Annotated in this window: 15 protein-coding genes; 13 read left to right on the forward strand and 2 right to left on the reverse strand. The window is 61.1% G+C overall.

All coding sequences use genetic code 11. The annotated features are described in order from the left end of the window. Positions 1–96 precede the first annotated feature (96 nt). The 8 genes from AUP74_RS04575 to AUP74_RS04610 all read left to right on the forward strand — a co-directional run bounded on the left by AUP74_RS04575 (position 97) and on the right by AUP74_RS04610 (position 6,410). On the forward strand, positions 97–1,164 hold the full coding sequence (locus tag AUP74_RS04575) for a LysM peptidoglycan-binding domain-containing protein (RefSeq protein WP_069946536.1): 1,068 nt from the start codon (positions 97–99) through the stop codon (positions 1,162–1,164). Between the two features lie 82 nt (positions 1,165–1,246). Continuing rightward, on the forward strand, positions 1,247–2,401 hold the full coding sequence (gene dprA, locus AUP74_RS04580; RefSeq protein ID WP_069946537.1) for a DNA-processing protein DprA: 1,155 nt from the start codon (positions 1,247–1,249) through the stop codon (positions 2,399–2,401). Positions 2,402–2,601: 200 nt separating this feature from the next. After that, positions 2,602–3,117, forward strand: a complete 516-nt coding sequence (gene purE, locus AUP74_RS04585) for a 5-(carboxyamino)imidazole ribonucleotide mutase (protein WP_069946538.1) — start codon at positions 2,602–2,604, stop codon at positions 3,115–3,117. Between the two features lie 40 nt (positions 3,118–3,157). Next, positions 3,158–3,721, forward strand: coding sequence for an L-threonylcarbamoyladenylate synthase type 1 TsaC (tsaC, locus tag AUP74_RS04590; protein WP_069946539.1), 564 nt, complete (start codon positions 3,158–3,160; stop codon positions 3,719–3,721). 41 nt (positions 3,722–3,762) lie between these two features. Then, positions 3,763–4,668: an oxygen-dependent coproporphyrinogen oxidase gene (gene hemF / locus AUP74_RS04595; protein WP_069946540.1), complete on the forward strand. Its 906-nt coding sequence runs from the start codon at positions 3,763–3,765 to the stop codon at positions 4,666–4,668. Between the two features lie 2 nt (positions 4,669–4,670). Beyond that, on the forward strand, positions 4,671–5,105 hold the full coding sequence (locus AUP74_RS04600; RefSeq protein ID WP_069946541.1) for a hypothetical protein: 435 nt from the start codon (positions 4,671–4,673) through the stop codon (positions 5,103–5,105). 45 nt (positions 5,106–5,150) lie between these two features. After that, entirely contained in the window at positions 5,151–5,975 is an 825-nt protein-coding gene (aroE, locus tag AUP74_RS04605) for a shikimate dehydrogenase (RefSeq protein WP_069946542.1), read from the forward strand. 18 nt (positions 5,976–5,993) lie between these two features. Further along, positions 5,994–6,410 carry a hypothetical protein gene (locus AUP74_RS04610; protein WP_069946543.1) on the forward strand — a complete coding sequence of 139 codons (417 nt, stop codon included), beginning with the start codon at positions 5,994–5,996 and terminating at the stop codon, positions 6,408–6,410. A 73-nt stretch (positions 6,411–6,483) separates the two neighbouring features. Here the strand turns inward: AUP74_RS04610 and AUP74_RS04615 are convergent, their stop codons facing one another. Beyond that, complete coding sequence (locus AUP74_RS04615; RefSeq protein WP_069946544.1) at positions 6,484–7,395, reverse strand: dimethylarginine dimethylaminohydrolase family protein; 912 nt, start codon at positions 7,393–7,395, stop codon at positions 6,484–6,486. 91 nt (positions 7,396–7,486) lie between these two features. Beyond that, complete coding sequence (locus AUP74_RS04620) at positions 7,487–8,728, reverse strand: Zn-dependent hydrolase (protein ID WP_069946545.1); 1,242 nt, start codon at positions 8,726–8,728, stop codon at positions 7,487–7,489. 147 nt (positions 8,729–8,875) lie between these two features. On the opposite strand from AUP74_RS04620, the gene AUP74_RS04625 reads away from it, so the two are divergent. From AUP74_RS04625 to AUP74_RS04645, 5 genes are all read left to right on the forward strand, one after another. Then, positions 8,876–9,853, forward strand: a complete 978-nt coding sequence (locus AUP74_RS04625) for a LysR substrate-binding domain-containing protein (protein WP_069946546.1) — start codon at positions 8,876–8,878, stop codon at positions 9,851–9,853. A gap of 245 nt (positions 9,854–10,098) precedes the next feature. Then, positions 10,099–11,526 carry an aldehyde dehydrogenase family protein gene (locus AUP74_RS04630; protein ID WP_069946547.1) on the forward strand — a complete coding sequence of 476 codons (1,428 nt, stop codon included), beginning with the start codon at positions 10,099–10,101 and terminating at the stop codon, positions 11,524–11,526. A 53-nt stretch (positions 11,527–11,579) separates the two neighbouring features. Next, positions 11,580–12,989 carry an APC family permease gene (locus AUP74_RS04635; RefSeq protein WP_226999890.1) on the forward strand — a complete coding sequence of 470 codons (1,410 nt, stop codon included), beginning with the start codon at positions 11,580–11,582 and terminating at the stop codon, positions 12,987–12,989. 189 nt (positions 12,990–13,178) lie between these two features. Next, positions 13,179–15,500, forward strand: a complete 2,322-nt coding sequence (locus AUP74_RS04640) for a TonB-dependent receptor (protein WP_069946548.1) — start codon at positions 13,179–13,181, stop codon at positions 15,498–15,500. A gap of 37 nt (positions 15,501–15,537) precedes the next feature. Further along, positions 15,538–16,953, forward strand: a complete 1,416-nt coding sequence (locus AUP74_RS04645; RefSeq protein ID WP_069946549.1) for an NAD(P)/FAD-dependent oxidoreductase — start codon at positions 15,538–15,540, stop codon at positions 16,951–16,953. Positions 16,954–17,050: the final 97 nt, after the last annotated feature.

The raw sequence follows: 17,050 nt of genomic DNA on the forward strand, positions 1-17,050 counted from the left end.
CTGCCGGTCTCGCGCCGGTGCTCTTCGGGTCTCCCGCCACTCTGGCCGTGGCCCGGCGCTGTGAATTATAGCGATAAAGAGCATAGGAATGCTTCCATGAGAAAAATTATTCTGGTCGCCACACTCCTCCTGGCGGCCATTGGCCTTCACGCGCAGGACGACGTTCGCCTCAATCCCGACCACCCCGATGTCTATGTCGTCCAGAGGGGCGACACCCTCTGGGACATCTCCGGGCGCTTCCTTACTCAACCCTGGTTCTGGCCCGAGATCTGGCAGGTAAACCCCCAGGTGGAAAACCCGCACCTGATTTACCCGGGTGACCGCCTGCGCCTGATCTATGTAGCAGGGCAGCCGCAGCTGCAGCTGGAGCGCGGGCCGCAGGCTTACAAGCTCTCCCCGGTTGCGGACGCCAGCCGCCTGACCCCGCAGGTGCGTCGCGAGGCCATCGATGACGCTATCCCGGCGCTGCCGTTGGACGCGATCAACGCTTTCCTGTCCCGTACCCGCATCGTTGCGCCGAACGCCTTCGAGGGTACGCCCTACGTGATCTCCGGTGCCGATCAGCGCATTCTGATGGGGGCCGGAGAGAAGCTGTACGCCCGCGGCGACTTCCGCACTCCGCTGGCTTCCTACGGGATCTACCGTCCCGGCGAAGTCTATACCGACCCCTACACCGGTGAAGTGCTCGGCATGAAGGCTCTGGATGTGGGCTCCGTGGATCTATACCAACTGGATCCGGATAACCGCCAGGACTTCGCCATCGCCACTATGCACATCACCCGCACTTCTCGTGAGATCCGTCTGGAAGACCGACTGTTGCCTGCTGAAGAGCGTGCCATTGAGGCGTTCTTCCAGCCCAGCGCGCCGTCGGTTGCCGTTGATGGATTGATCATGGGTGTCGAAGAAGGCGTGACGCAGATCGGCAAGTTTGATGTGGTGGCCATCAATCGTGGCTTCCGCGAGGGCATCGCATCGGGCAATGTGCTCGCCATCTACAAGCGCGGTGCTACCGTGCGCGATCGTATCGAGCGCGACGAGGTCAAGCTGCCGGACGAGCGCGCGGGCATCATGATGGTATTCCGTACTTTTGAAAAAATGAGCCTGGCGCTGGTACTGGAAGCGGATCGCCCGCTGGAAGTCATGGACTTGGTACGTAATCCCTGACTTCTCATCCCTGATTCCTTTCCTGTGAGGGCCCCTGTCAGCCGGGCCCTCACTATTAATCTCTCTCTCGAGGTGTAGATGCATGGATGCGCTCACCGCTACGCTGGCCCTGATGCGACTGCAAGGCATGGGGCCGGCCCGTTACTGGCAATTGCTGGAACACTTTTCCTCCGCCGTCGAGGCACTGGAGCAGCTTCCCGAAAGCCTGCTGCAGAAACTTCCTGAGCGAACTCAGTTCCAGTGGCGACAGTGGCATCAGCACGGGCAGAGCAGTGAACTCATGCACTGGGTCGACAACGAGCGCGCTCGTTGTGATGAGCTGGGCGTGACTCTGATCTGCGCTGGCGATGATGACTATCCAGCCCTGCTGACGGAAATTTCCCGGCCGCCACCGATCCTCTATGTGCGCGGCAATATTCACGCACTCCACCTGCCACAGATTGCCGTGGTTGGTGCTCGCCGAGCTACCAGCGCCGGACTGGATAACGCCCGCGCTTTCAGCCGCGCGCTGGCCAGTGCAGGTTTTGCCATCACCTCCGGTTTGGCCCTCGGTGTGGACGCCGCCGCCCATCGCGGTGCTCTCGACGCGCAGGGAATGACGGTCGGTGTACTCGGCACCGGGATCGATCGTCTGTACCCGCGGCGCAACGTGAAACTGGCTGGAGAAATCCTCGAGCGAGGCGGCGTCCTGGTGAGTGAATTTGCTCTTGGCACCGGGCCTGAGGCTGCGAATTTTCCACGACGGAATAGGGTGATCAGTGGTCTCTCCACCGGCGTGCTTCTGATCGAGGCGGCGTTACGTTCCGGCTCACTGATCACCGCGCGGTTGGCGGCCGAACAAAGTCGCGAGGTCTTCGCTATTCCCGGTTCGATTCACAATCCCCTTGCGCGTGGCTGTCATCGGATGATCAGGGAGGGCGCCATACTGGTGGAGACGGCTGCCGATATCGTTACCGAGCTGGGCGGTCTTTTGAGCGATCGCGGTGCGACACCGGCGGAAGTTGCCATGCAGCCTGTCGCCTCTACATCATCACTGGGAAGCGTGGCACAACGTCTGGTGATGGCATTGGGCGGAGATCCCAGAACACTGGAACAGATTGCCCGTGACACCGGTGTGGAAGCGGGTGCGCTGATGGCGGAATTGTTACAGCTTGAGCTGGCAGGACTCGTAGAGACTCTGCCCGGTGGCTATCAGCTGACGGCGGAGGGAGCACGGTTTCTGGAAGTGGTCGAATAGAAAATAGTGGGCGGAAGCTGGCGTCAATCAGGCCGTGATAGCCGTGTGGACGTCAATACTTGGGGAGGGACACAGACTCCCGCAGACACCCAGTCCCCGGCGAGCCGTAAGTGCAGCACCTTGTACGGCGCCGGGCAATCCGCTAGATTGCCGCGTCGTTTCGCGCAGTCTTTTCGCACCATCGTGCAGAGAGAGCTGAAATGAGCAAGCCCTTCGTAGCTATCGTGATGGGGTCCGATTCCGACCTGCCAGTAATGGAAGCCGCCTTTGGCCTGCTGGACAAGTTCGATATCGCCTTCGAGGTCAGGCTGACTTCTGCGCACCGCACGCCGGACAGCGTGCGCAGCTATGTTACGGATGCCGACGAGCGCGGCTGCGCTGCATTTATCTGTGCCTCGGGCATGGCAGCCCACCTGGCCGGCGCCGTTTCCGCGGCGACCCTGCGACCTGTTATCGGTGTGCCGCTCGATGCCAGCCTGAACGGTCTCGATGCGTTGCTCTCCACGGTGCAGATGCCCGGTGGCAACCCGGTGGCGACGGTCGCGATCGGCAAAACCGGTGCAGAAAATGCCGCCTATCTGGCAGCACAGATTATCGGTGTCGCCGACCCGGAGATGCATAAAAAGCTCGTGGATGAGCGTCGGGCCAACGCTGAGGCCATTACTGCCAGAGATGCGCACCTGCAAAAGACCCTGCAGGAGCGCAGGGCAAACTAGGGCTTTAGCGGTTCTGAAGAGAAGAAAGAGTCCCAGTCATATGGTGTTTTCTACCCTCGATGTGCGCTTTGCCGCACGGGCCCTGGCCGCCGGCGGTGTTATCGCCCATCCCACCGAGTCCGTCTGGGGGCTCGCCTGCGATCCCTTCAACCGCGATGCGGTGGAGCGGCTGCTGCAATTAAAAAACCGGCCGCTGGCCAAAGGGCTGATCCTGGTATCCGGCGATGAGGTTGATTTCAGCGACCTGCTCGACAATCTCACATTGGAACAACGTCAGAAACTGGCGGATTCCTGGCCGGGACCAGTGACCTGGCTGGTGCCACATTTCGGTCGCGTGCCCCCCTGGGTCAGTGGCGATCATCACTCGGTGGCACTGCGCTGCACTGATCATCCTTTTACCGCAGCGCTGGCCCGCGCCTTCGGCGGTGCCATTGTCTCCACCTCGGCCAATCCCGCTGGCTGCCAGCCGGCACGCGCCAAGTACCAGGTACTGCGCTATTTCGGTGACGCCCTTGATTTCGTTGGCGGTGGTACCACGGGAGGGCGCCGCTCCCCCAGCGAAATCCGCGATCTGGTCACCGGCAAGATCATGCGACCGGGCTGACTTGGGCCATTAATCCTCAAACACAATCGGGTGCAGAAAGAATGAGTGAAGTGGATATCCACGCGGTAAAAAATTACCTGCTGGATTTACAAGACCGTATCTGTCAGTCCCTCAGCGCTGCCGATGGCAGCGCCTTTCAAGAGGACAGCTGGGAGCGTCCTGGCGGCGGCGGCGGCCGCACCCGGGTGTTGGAGGAGGGAGCACTGATCGAGAAGGGCGGTGTGAATTTTTCACACGTACACGGCGACGGACTGCCGCCCTCTGCCACCGCCAACCGACCAGAGCTGGCCGGTCGATCGTTCGAAGCCATGGGTGTTTCCCTGGTCATCCACCCGCGCAATCCCTACATTCCCACCAGCCATGCCAATGTGCGATTGTTTGTGGCGGAGAAACCCGGCGCGGAGCCGGTGTGGTGGTTTGGTGGTGGTTATGACCTCACCCCCTTCTACGGCTTCGAAGAGGATGCCGTCCACTGGCACCGCACGGCCCGCGATGCCTGTGCCCCGTTCGGTACGAATGTCTATCCGCGCTTCAAGCAGTGGTGCGATGATTACTTTCACCTGAAACATCGGGACGAGGCGCGCGGTGTCGGCGGACTCTTTTTCGATGATTACCACGAGGGTGGTTTCGACAACAGCTTTGCCCTGATGCGCGCCATCGGTGACAGCTACCTGGATGCCTACCTGCCGATCGTGCAGCGCCGTCGCGGAATGGAATACGGCGAGCGGGAACGACAGTTCCAGCTCTATCGCCGCGGCCGCTACGTCGAGTTCAACCTGGTCTACGACCGCGGCACCCTGTTCGGGCTGCAGAGCGGTGGGCGCACTGAGTCGATCCTGATGTCACTGCCGCCTCTGGTGCGCTGGCAATACGACTGGCAGCCGGAGCCCGGCTCTGCGGAGGCAAAACTCTACAGGGACTTCCTGCCACCACGCGACTGGGTATGAGCATGAGTCGCGAGCGCGAGGCCCAAATCGGAAAGCTGTTTCTCGACTACCGGCGGACTTTTGAGAGCGGGGATGCCCAGCAGGTCGCAGATTTCTATCGCTTCCCGCTGCACTATTACGCCGAAGATGGCACCAAGGCGGTGGTGAGTCGCGAAAACTTTGTCCGCCGTGTGGAGAAACTTCTGTCTTTTTACCGGCAGCTCGGTGTGCAGCAGATTGTCGGTACAGTGAGTGGCCAGACGGCGCTGAATGCGAACAGCAATCTTGTCTCGCTGAACTGGATTCTGCTACAGAAAGCGGCGGACAAGCCTGTCGAGCTCTATACCGCCACGACCCGTTACCTGGTGGCTGATGTTTCAGATGGGCTCAAGATCGATGCGCTGTTCGCGGTCGACGAGGCCATCAAGTTGCGCCAGGTCCTGCGCGCCCAGCGCTGAAGCCGCTGGCCGTGATTGCCACAAAAAATTTCACAAGGAAACTCCGTGACCGACAGTTATGCCGTGATCGGCAACCCGGTGGAGCACTCGCTCTCACCGTGGATTCACAATGCCTTTGCCCAGCAGACCGGTGAAGATATTGCCTACGAGAAACTGACTGCGCCCAGGGACAGTTTCGAATCAGTGGCGCGGCGCTTTTTAGCCGCCGGCGGTCGTGGCCTGAATGTCACTGTGCCCTTCAAGCTGGACGCCTATGACTTTGCAGATCGCCTGACCGAGCGGGCGCGAGCCGCGGGTGCCGTCAACACACTGGCGCTGCAGCGAGATGGCGGAATGCTCGGCGACAATACCGACGGCGCCGGGTTGGTGGCCGATATCCGCGAGAACCTGGCCTGGCCCATCGCCGGGCAGAGGATTCTGATCGTGGGTGCCGGTGGTGCAGCACGAGGCGCCCTCCTGCCTCTGCTGGAGCAGCAACCGTTGCGGGTCCATATTGCCAACCGCACCGCGGCCCGCGCTGAAAGGCTGGCGCGGGAATTTGCCCGGCAGGGAACGCTCACCGGAGGCGGGTTTGAGGGACTGAGCGAGCCGTTCGATTTGATCATTAATGCCAGCTCCGCCAGCCTCAGTGGCGATCTGCCACCGCTATCGGAGCGGCTGGTGACGCCCAGTAGTCATGTCTATGACATGGTTTACGGCGCCGAGCCGACGCCATTTATGGCCTGGGCGGCGGCTTTCGGTGCCGCCACCTCCGATGGTCTTGGCATGTTGGTGGGACAGGCGGCTGAATCGTTTATGCTCTGGCGCGGAGTTCGACCGGAAACCGGGCCGGTGTTGCGGGAACTGCGCGTCCAGCTACAGGCGCGATAACAAATAACGAGTTGTTGAATGGCGGGGGGAGTTTTGCGGGAATTTTTGCGTAATCTGTCGATGTGTTTTGCTGTTGGTGCTGCCGGCGGACTGATTTATGCCCTGGCTCTGTGGGCCATGGGACGTTACGGGCTCTCCTACCGTCTGGGTGTGGATATCGCCCCATACCTCTCTAATGCCTATCTCTACCAGCGCATCGTCTGGGGTGGGATCTGCGGCCTGGTGCTGCTGTTGCCATTCCAGCGCGCCTGGTTTTCGCGTGGTCTGATACTCTCCCTGATTCCTGCCGGCGTGCTGCTGCTGGTGGTGTTGCCCATGCGCGGTTACGGCCCGGGCGCGCTCGGTCTGGGGACACTGACACCGCTGGTGGTGTGGCTTGCCTGTGCGGCCGGTGGCGTCATGGCTTCCGGCCTGCTGCGGGCCCAGGGCAAGTAGCGGCAGATTGAGACTGGGGAAAATAAAAAAAGGCGGCCTCTGGCCGCCTTTTTTTATGGGAAAAACCGCGTCCTTATCCCGGCTTGCGCGCCAGGGGCTGGCACATGCAGTGCACGCCGCCACCACCAGCAGTGATCATGGAAATATCCGGATCGATCACTTCGAGGCCGCGGGCCCGGCACTTTTCCTTGAGTTCGGTATTGTCAGCGGGGAGCATCACACGGTCGTTACCCAGCGCTACCACATTGACACCCAGCTCCATCACCTGCGGGTAGGAAATGTCGATAATTTCGAAGTTGCGCGACTTGAACCACTGCACCAGCTCCGGTTCCACCGCGTCTACGCAGACAGCGACGAGCTTTTCCGCCAGCGCGGCCACGAGCACGTCGATGTGCAGGAAGTAGGGGTCGAACTCATAACCTTTTACCTCCCAGCCCTCCTTTTCGATCCAGCTTTTCATCTGGTTGAAGCCTTGCGGGGAAGTGCGCTCGCCACTGTAACCACACAGGATGACACCGGGCTCCAGTACCATAAAATCGCCGCCTTCCAGGCTGCCGGCGGTAATGATGTCGTAAATCGGGATATCCAGCTGTTGGTAGGTCTTGACCACGTCGACCCACTCGCCGCGCCGCCAGGGACTGTACATTTGCGTCACGATCGGGCCCCAGGGGGTCATGACAGAGGAATCGCGGGCGTAAAGCTGGTAAGGCAGATTGGCATCCGCTGGCAGCAGGTGGGTGGCAACGCCTGCATGCTTGTAGGCATCCAGCATTTCCTGATGCTGGCGCTTGGCCACTGCGGCGTCGAACTTGCGGCCCAGGCGCAGTGAGCGGCGTGAAGCCGCATTGCCGGTCTGCCAGGTGTAATGGTCGATGGGGCCGACGAGCAGGTCGGTGAGCACACCGTATTCGGAGTCGATACCCCAGCGCTGCAGGGGTGCGGTATTGCCGTTGTCGTCGCGGTGCTTGTACGTAAAGTCAGTCATTTTCGCCTCAAAATCACTCTCTCTAACGGGGCGTTGATCACACCCCGGGCGAGCCGGCTGCCGGCTCTGCATATCAGGTTTCTGTTGGGTGTCAGCCGTTGGCCATCTTCAGCATGGCGTGCAGCAGTACATTGGCGCCCGCTCCCAGGTCAGCCGGGTCGGCGTTTTCGGCCTCGTTGTGGGACAGTCCCTTCTCGCAGGGCACGAAAATCATGCCGGTGGGAGCGACCCGGGAGATGTAAACCGAGTCGTGGCCGGCGCCGGATACCATTTCCTTGTTGCTGTAGCCGAGTTCGGCGACCGAGGCGCGCACGGCCTCTACACAGCGGCTGTCGAAGGCCACTGCAGGTGAGCGCCACTCGTCGCGAATTGCGGCTTCTACGCGGGTTTCGGCGGCGATCTCGGCGGCAATTTCGCGGAAGCGACGATCCATGGTGTCCAAGACCTCCTGGTCCGGATGGCGCAGGTCGACGGCCAGCACCAGCCGCTCGGGCACGGTGTTGCGGCTGCCCGGCTCGGCGCGGATATCGCCGAAGGTGGCGCGGGCCCAGGGACCGAACTCGGCTGCCAGTTTGTACAGGCGGTCGAGGATGCGATGCAGCGCCATAAACGGGTCGCGACGGCCTTCCATGGGGCTGGGGCCGGCATGGCAGGGCTGGCCGGTGAGGGTCAGGTCGTACCAGTACATGCCCTGCACGCCGGAGAGAACGCCCACCTGCTTTTCCTCGGCTTCCAGAATGGGGCCCTGCTCGATATGCACCTCGAAAGCCGCGGCCAGCGGGCGCGCCTGCGCCGGGGTTTGTCCGCGGTAGCCGATACGCTCCAGTTCCTCGCCAAAAGTCTTGCCGGCCTTGTCGGTGCGGGCATAGGCGTAGTCCTGGTCAAAGTTACCGCTCCACACACCGGAGCCGATCATCGCCGGCGAGAAGCGCGCGCCTTCCTCGTTGGTCCACACAGCGACTTCCAGTGGGGCCTCGGTCTCGATGCCGGCGTCGTTGAGGGTGCGCACGACCTCCAGCCCCGCCAGCACGCCGTAAACGCCATCGAACTTGCCACCAGTGGGTTGGGTATCGAGGTGCGAGCCGGTGAGGACGGGTGGGAGGTCCGGGTTGCGTCCGGGACGACGGGCAAAAATATTGCCCATGCTGTCGACGTCGATGCTGCAGCCGGCGTCTTTACACCACTGCACGAAGAGGTCGCGACCCTGCTTGTCGAGATCGGTCAGGGCCTGGCGGTTGCATCCGCCTTTATCTGTGGCGCCGATGGTGGCCATCTCCATCAGGGCATCCCACAGGCGCTGGCCGTTAACACGGGCCTGGCTGGTGTCGGTCATGAAAGGCTCCAACTCTCTTATTGTTCGGAAGGGTGAATCGGGTCTAGTGCAAGTCTATGGTTTGATTTTGTTATAGCAATTAACTTTTAATTGCCAGCCTGGTGCCTTTTAGGCACCGAAAATCAAGTATGCGACAGCTGGAACACGATGGCCGCGGAACTCAGAAACCTGTCCCTTACCTCGCTGCGCAGTTTCCATGCGGTGGGCCGGCACTGCCACCTGCGCCGTGCGGCCGAGGAATTACACGTGTCCCACCCGGCCCTGAGCCGCCAGATCCGTGATCTCGAGGAGCGTGTGGGTACACCGCTGTTCCTGCGCACCGGCAATCGCCTGGAGCTGACCGCCGCCGGCCGGCGGCTGCACGGGGTGGTGAGCGAGGCATTCGCGCGACTGGAAAAGGGCCTCTTGTACCTCGATCCGGACAGCCTCAGCGGCGAGGTGGTGATCGCCTCCACCGCCACCATCGCCATGCGCTGGTTGCTGCGCATCCTGCGCGAAGTACAGGCACGCTATCCGGAAATCCGCCTGCGTCACGTCACCATCGAGCCGCGGGCGCAGCGCCTCAGCGGCGAAGTGGACCTCGCCATCTGCCTCGGCGAGCCGGAGGCGCCCGGGCGCGAGGTGCGGGCGTTGTATCAGGAGCACTACCTGCCGGTGGCCAGCCCGCAGCTGCTGCAGGCCCGTGGTGGTGGCAGGAGCCTGGCAAAGCCCCGGGATCTACTGCAATTGCCGCTGATTCACGACCGCCAGCAGCAGTGGCCGGGCTGGTTTACTGCCCAGGCCGTGGAATATGCCCCATCGGCCGAGGGCCTGACGGTGGATTATGCCTACCAGGCGATGGAAGCGGCGCGGTTGGGGATGGGTGTGGCGCTGGCGGATCGACTGGAGGTGAGTGAAGACCTGAAGAGCGGACGCCTGGCCACCGTGACCGAGCGCCCCTTCACCATCGGCCAGTCGCTGTATCTGGTCAGCGACCGACTGGAGACACTCAATGGCCGCAGCCGGCTGGTGCTGGGGCAGGTATTCCGGTGGCTGACGTCCCGGGGCGCGCCGCTGGCGCCGGAAGCCCGGGCTTGGCAGCAGGCGCTGGCAGGTAGCAGCGGTGCCGAGGCGGGGGAACGCTAACCGGGTCCAGCTTGCCGGCCCATCCTCCCTCACCCGTTCAGGTGATAGTGACCCATTGCTTGATCAGACATACTGAATAATCCTTCGGGTACGGTTATCTATTGTGCAGATTGTCCGTTTGGTGGACGATGCACGGTAGTGGCACGTTGAATTCAGTGCCAACCCGGAGCCCGAATATCAGACCCGAGGGCAGTCGATATGCAATCACTGCCTGCCGCCACGAAAGAAGTGAGCAAGTCGGCAAGATGAATAACCATAACAAGCTTTATATTGATGGCCAGTGGGTGGAGTCCACCTCCAGTCACTGGCTCGATGTCATCAATCCCGCCACCGAAGAAGTCATCACCCGTGTGCCCGCGGCTTCTCGCGAGGATGTTGATCGCGCGGTTCAGGCCGCCGCCCAAGCCTTCGACCGCTGGGCGAATACCCCTGCCAGTGAGCGCCGAGCGCTGTTACTGCGTGTCGCCGAGTTAATGGAGGTGCGTCGGGATGAACTGGTGGATGCCGTTACCGACAGCCTGGGCTGCCCGCGCCATATCACTGGCTGGCTGCATGTGGAGGGTCCCATCGAGGCGTTCCGCCTGTTTGCCGAGCACGCCAGCATCACCGAAGAGACCGCCGAACACGGCCACTCGCTGGTGTGGCGCGAGGCGGTGGGTGTGTGCGGTTTTATCAATCCCTGGAATTACCCCCTGCACCAGTTTGTCGGCAAGGTAGGTGCGGCGCTGGCAGCCGGTTGTACCATGGTGGTGAAGCCGTCCGAGCAGACGCCGTTGCAGGATTACCTGATGGCGGAAATCCTGCATGAAGTGGGCCTGCCGGCAGGTGTATTCAACCTCGTGCCCGGCCATGGCCCGGAAGTGGGCCAGGGCCTGTGTGAGCATCCGCAGGTGGATATGGTGTCCTTTACCGGCTCGACCCGCGCCGGTATCGAGATCGCCCGCGCCTGTGCCCCCACCGTCAAGCGTGTGACCCAGGAACTGGGTGGCAAGTCTCCCTACATCATTACCGAAGACTGTGATTTCACCGCAGCGGTACGCTACGGCGTGGACGACGTGATGATCAATAGCGGCCAGACCTGCACCGCACTGACTCGCATGCTGGTGCCTGCCGGCCGCTACGACGAGGCGCTGGAGATAATCCGCACGCGCGTTGGCGAAATCGAAGTGGGCATGGGCGAGGGCGCCTTTATGGGGCCGCTTTCATCCATGCGCCAGTGGCAGCAGGTCCAGGACTATATCCAGCTGGGCCTCGACGAAGGCGCCACGCTAGTGTGCGGCGGCCCGGGGAAACCAGAGGGACAGGGGCAGGGCTTCTATGCACGCCCGACGGTCTTCGCCGGTGTTACCAATGCCATGTGCATCGCCCGCGAGGAGATCTTTGGCCCGGTGCTGTGCGTGATTGCCTATGACGACCTGGACCAGGCCGTAGCTATCGCCAATGACACACCCTACGGATTGTCATCCGGGGTTTATGCGCGGGACCACACTGCTGCGCTGGCTATTGCCCGCCGTATCCGCGCCGGCCTGTGTTTCGTCAACGGTGGCGAGTTTAATTACCAGGCGCCGTTTGGCGGTTACAAGCAGAGCGGCAATGGTCGCGAGTTTTCCATCCACGGGGTGGAAGAATTTACCGAGATCAAATCGGCCCAGCTGGGTGTGCCCGCGCAATAGCGCTGGGAGCTCGGCTGAAAATAATAACGAAAGACAATCCACGGGAGTTTGCCGTGACAGATGTTGCAGTAAAGAAAAACCTGGGCAAGCGGGACATGATCCTGTTCACCGTCTCCGCCATTTTGCTGGTGGATACCCTCGCGGCCACCGCCGCGATCGGTACCTCCAGTATTTTCTGGTGGCTGTTCCTGGGGCTGGTGTTCTTTGTGCCCTTTGCCCTGGTATCGGCCGAACTCGGTTGTGCCTACCCGGAAAAGGGCGGCATCTACGCCTGGGTCCGGGATGCCTTCGGCGGGCGCTGGGGCTCCCGCATCAGCTGGAGTTACTGGGTCAATGTGGCCATCTGGATGCCAGCCATTTTCATCCTGTTTGCCGGCGTCGCGCGTCAGTTATTCTGGCCTGAGATGGGTGTCGCCGGGCAGATTGGCCTCGGCGTTGCGCTCACCTGGATCGCGGTGCTCGCCAATGTGGTCACCCTGAATGTGGGCAAGTGGGTGCCGAATATCGGTGCCATCTTCAAGATCATCATCTTCGGGGCGATTATTGCCGGTGCGTTTTTCTACGCGGCCGACAATGGACTTGCCAACCCGATTACCCTCGACAGCATCAAGCCGACTTTCGCCGGCAGCCTGCAATACATTCCGGCAATCATTTACGGCATGCTCGGCTTCGAGCTGATCAGTGCCAGCAGTGAGGAAATGCGCAACCCGCAGCGGGATGTCCCGCGTTCCATCCTGGTGTCCGGCATCATCATCCTGACTCTCTACATCCTCGGTACCACCGCTATCCTCGCCGCTATCCCGGCACAGGAAATTGATCTGGTGGAGGGGTTGGTGGATACGCTGCGCTTATTCTTCGCTCAGCTGCCGCTTGGCGACACGCTGGTGATGCTGCTGGGACTGGCTGCGCTGTACACCTTCTTCTCCAACGGTGTGACCTGGGCCATCGGCGGTAACCGCGCTGCGGCAGAAGCGGCAGAAGAGGGCGAGCTCCCGTCTGCCTTCGCCATCAAGAGCCGCAGCCGCAACACACCGGTGGGTGCCGCCGTGCTGATGGGCCTGATGAGCACCCTGATCCTGGTGCTGTACGGCTTGCTGGTGGAGTCCAACGAGGATCTGTTCTGGTCACTGTTCGCCTTCAGTGGTGTTATTTTCCTGCTGCCCTACGTGGGTATGTTCCTGGCCTTCATCAAGATGCGCCAAATAGACGGTGGGCGCCCGCGGCCATTTCGCGTGCCGGGTGGTGATGGCGTCGCTTTGGCCCTCACGGGGCTGTGTGTGGCAGTACTCCTGGGCAGCATCTTCCTGTTCGTCTACACCCCGGGCGAGGGCGTGCAGTGGCCGGTTCTGATCGGCTCGGTCGTGACCCTGATATTGGGTGAAATGGCGATCCTCTGGGCCGAAAAAGAATCCGCTGCGGAAGCAACCGGAGGCGCTGAAGCGCCCACCGCCGCCGCTACCTGAGGCCGGCGTCCTCTTCTTCTCCAGTCCTTACTTTCTCCAACAACCCGCTCCGGCGGGTTTTTCCCGTTGTGGCATAACTTGAAGCAAAATTCGGTTTTCTCACCCCATCGGGTGATACCCGAATTACCCTTCGGTTTTTATCCTCTCTCTCACGATAAAACAGATAATTGCTTTTGCAGAGGGACAGGTATGCGCCGATCGAGCACGACCCACCAGCATCATTCCAAGAACACCCTGGCACTCGCCATTACCGGCGTCCTGGTTTCGGGCACGGCCCTGCCGGCAGCGGCCGCGCAAATTGAGGAAGTCAGCGTTACTGCGCAAAAGCGCGAGCAGTCGGTCAACGATATTGGTGTCTCCGCCAGTGCCATGACCGGCGACATGATGGAAAGCATGGGTGTCGACAGCGCCGTGGACCTGGGCGCGCATACGCCCGGCCTCGTCACCGTCAATGCCACATCGGGTGGCACACCGGTATTCGCCATTCGCGGTATCGGTCTCGACGACTTCAGTCCCAACAACAGCAGTGGTGTGGGTATCTACACCGACGAGGTTTTTGCCAGCAATCCTGCGTTCCTGGGAGGTCAGCTGTTTGATATCGAGCGCGTAGAAGTGTTGAAGGGCCCCCAGGGCACCCTTTACGGCAAGAACACCACCGGTGGTGCCATCAACTTTATCAGCCGCAAGCCCTCCAGCAAGTTTGAGGCCTATGTGGAAACCGGCCTCGGCAATTTCAACGCGCAGGAATTGACCGGTGTGGTCGGCGGTGAGATCAGTGGTGAGGTTTTGGGTCGCCTGAGCCTGAATATGTCCCGCGCCGATGGCTGGCAGGAGGATGTCGAGACCGGCCGCGAATTCGGTGGTGTGGATCGCATGTCGGGTCGCGGCCAGGTGCTGTTCCCGTTTGCCGGCAATGGCGAGGCGCTGGCCAAGGTGTACTTCACTTCCGATCAGTCCAGGCCCGTATCGCCACAGGTCAGTGGCCTTGGTGAGGCCTTTGGCGACCCGTCATTCGATGCATTGAACAGCAGCGACGACCCGACCAAAGTCAATGTGGGCGATCTGGATGTCAGCCGTGACGAGAGTGGCTACGGCGCTTCACTGAACCTGAACTACGGTTTCGAGAATTTCGACCTGATTTCCATCAGTGCCGTTGATAGCTACGACCGCCAGGTGGTGGATAACTACGGCGGTTCCGCGGCGGCGATCCTCGATCTGTACCAGGACAACGAGATCAGCCAGTGGTCACAGGAATTCCGTGTGGTCAGCAACGGCGATGGCGCCATGACCTGGGTCGCCGGGGTCAATATTTCAGAAGACACCGTGACCGTCACCGACGTGTTTGATGATTCGTTCTTTGTGACCGACTCCGTCGCCAGCACTTTTGTGCTGGATCCCGCCGATGTGCCGGTACAGGGCTGGGATCTGCTGACTGCCAACTACGAACAGGTGACCAGCTCCTGGGGCGCCTACCTGCACACCGAGACTGCGGTCAGCGACAGCCTGAACCTGATCGCCGGCATCCGCTACAGCGCCGATGAGCGCAGCTTCGACGGCGTATCGACCAACCATGACGCACTTTATTCGTTCAACGATGTGATCGCTGTGATGGATGAGACCCGCAACGAGAGCGCGCTGACGGGCAAGCTGGGTATCGACTGGCAGGCCAGCGACGACCTGCTCGTATACGCCAATGTGGCCAACAGCTACAAAGGGGGTGCGTTTTACGGTGCGGCCATTCTCGATGACGCCAGCTGGGCCTATGTGGATCCCGAGCAGGTGGTTTCCTACGAGGCCGGTTTCAAGGCCACCCTGTTCGATGCGTCCCTGCAACTGAACGGTGCAGTTTTCAGCCTCGACTACACCGATCGTCAGTCGCTGGTGACCATTATCGTCGACGACTTCAGTAATTATCTGGAATTCCCGGTGGCCGACACCACCCTGGTGAATGTGCCGGAATCCACTACCAATGGCTTCGAGCTGGATATGCACTGGTTACCGACCGATCACCTGACGGTGATGGCCGGTGTGGCTTATCTCGACAGCGAAGTGACCCGCGCCCCGAGCACCGCCGATATGCGTGGCATCGAGTCGGACGCCAGCGTCAACGACGCCGCGGACGGCATCGAGCAGCCTTTTGTTGATGCGCTCGCAGCGCCGCTGCCCGCCGGTGCAGCGTTGTCCCAGTCACCAGAATGGAGCTACAACGGACTGGTCGCCTACGACCTGCCGCTGACCGATTACAACCTGCGCCTGCAGACCAGCTATAGCTACAGCGACGAGATGACTGCTCAGCTTGCGGACGACAATGCGCTTTCCGGTCCGGTGCATTCCTGGGATGCGGAAGCGGCTCTGAGCGACACGAATGAAAGCTGGCGGGTGAGCGCCTGGATCAAGAACATCGAGGACAGCAGCGCGGAAACCTATGCGTTCTCCAGCTTTGCCGGCCGCTCTTACTACCGTCAGGCGCCGACCACTTTCGGACTTTCGCTGCGCTACAACTTCTACTAATCGGCGCGGCGGCGTCAGGTTGATGATGAGAAAAAACATGTGTGATGAACAGACCCGGACGGACGCCCTAGAAGCGCTTGCGGGCACTACCTTCTTCCCATACTGGCTGGACGCGCCGCAGCGTCCACGGGACGAACCGGCGCTGCAGACGCCCGAGTCCTGTGACCTGCTGATCGTAGGGGGCGGCTTTACCGGCCTGTGGGCCGCCGTCCAGGCGAAGGAGGCTGATCCCGATCGGAATGTTGTATTGATCGAAGCCAACAGCATTGCCATCGGTGCCTCCGGGCGACCGGCGGCAATCCTGTCTACTTCGGTGATGCACGGTCTGGCCAACGCACAGCGCCTCTACCCGGATGACATGGAAGAACTGGAGCGGCTTGGTAAAGAAAACCTCGACGGCTTTCGCGAGACCATCGAGCGCTATGGCATCGACTGCGACCTGGAGTGGGGCGGCGAGTTGACCGTGGCCATCGGTGAAGAGGGCCTCGAAGATATCAAGAAAGAGCACAAACTCTACTGCCACTACGGTCACGATGCGCACCTGCTGGACGAGGACGCGATCCGGCACGAGATCAACTCGCCGCTGTTCAGCGGTGGCCTCTGGTCGAAGAAGCGCTCCGGCACCGTGCACCCGGCAAAACTGGCCTGGGGACTGAAGCGAGTCGCCTTGGAGCTGGGTGTACGGATCTACGAAAACACCCCGATGGTGGAGAACCGCAAAAGCGGGACCGGTGTCGAGATCACCACCCCAAAGGCCAGCATTCAGGCCAACCGGGTACTGCTTGCCACCAATGCCTTCGCGGCGGGTAATCGCAAGATCCGCACCCGTGTGGCCGCGATCCGCGACCGTATCGTGGTAACCGAGCCTCTGACCGAAGCACAGCTGTCGGAAATCGGCTGGCAGAACCGTCAGGGTATCTACGATACCCGCACGCAACTGAATTACATGCGGCTCACCGCTGACAACCGCATTCTTTTTGGTGGACGCCTGGATTATTTCTTTGGAAACAATACCGATCCGGATGAAGACAAGGCGCCGGAGCCTTATGTGCGGCTGATCGATAATTTCTATCGCACTTTCCCCACATTGCGGGGTATTCGATTTACCCATGCCTGGAGTGGCCCTATCGCATTGACGACGCGAATGGCGGTGCACTACCAGTACTACCACGGTGGCAAAATGCTTTATGCCGGCGGGTACTCCGGCTTTGGGGTGACTGCGACCCGCTTCGGCGCGCGTGTGGCTTTGGCGATTCTCGATGACAAAAAGACACCGGAACGGAAATTGAAATTTGCCAGCTCAAAGCCGGCCTATATTCCGCCGGAACCGTTCCGCTGGATTGGGGCCAAGATCACGATGTATGCGCTGGATACACTGGATGAAAAAGGTGGCTGGCGCGTGCCCTGGGTACGGATGGTAGAGCGGATGGGCTTCCCGGTAACGCAGAAATAACCCCGGGATCACTTCTGTTGTAATTACGCTGTTAATGTCCTGTAGACGCTTGCCCGCGCGGTCCCGTTGGAGCCTGGCTCCCGACGGAAGGCCCCGC

This window comes from Microbulbifer aggregans (genome assembly GCF_001750105.1).
Taxonomy (GTDB): Bacteria; Pseudomonadota; Gammaproteobacteria; order Pseudomonadales; family Cellvibrionaceae; genus Microbulbifer; species Microbulbifer aggregans.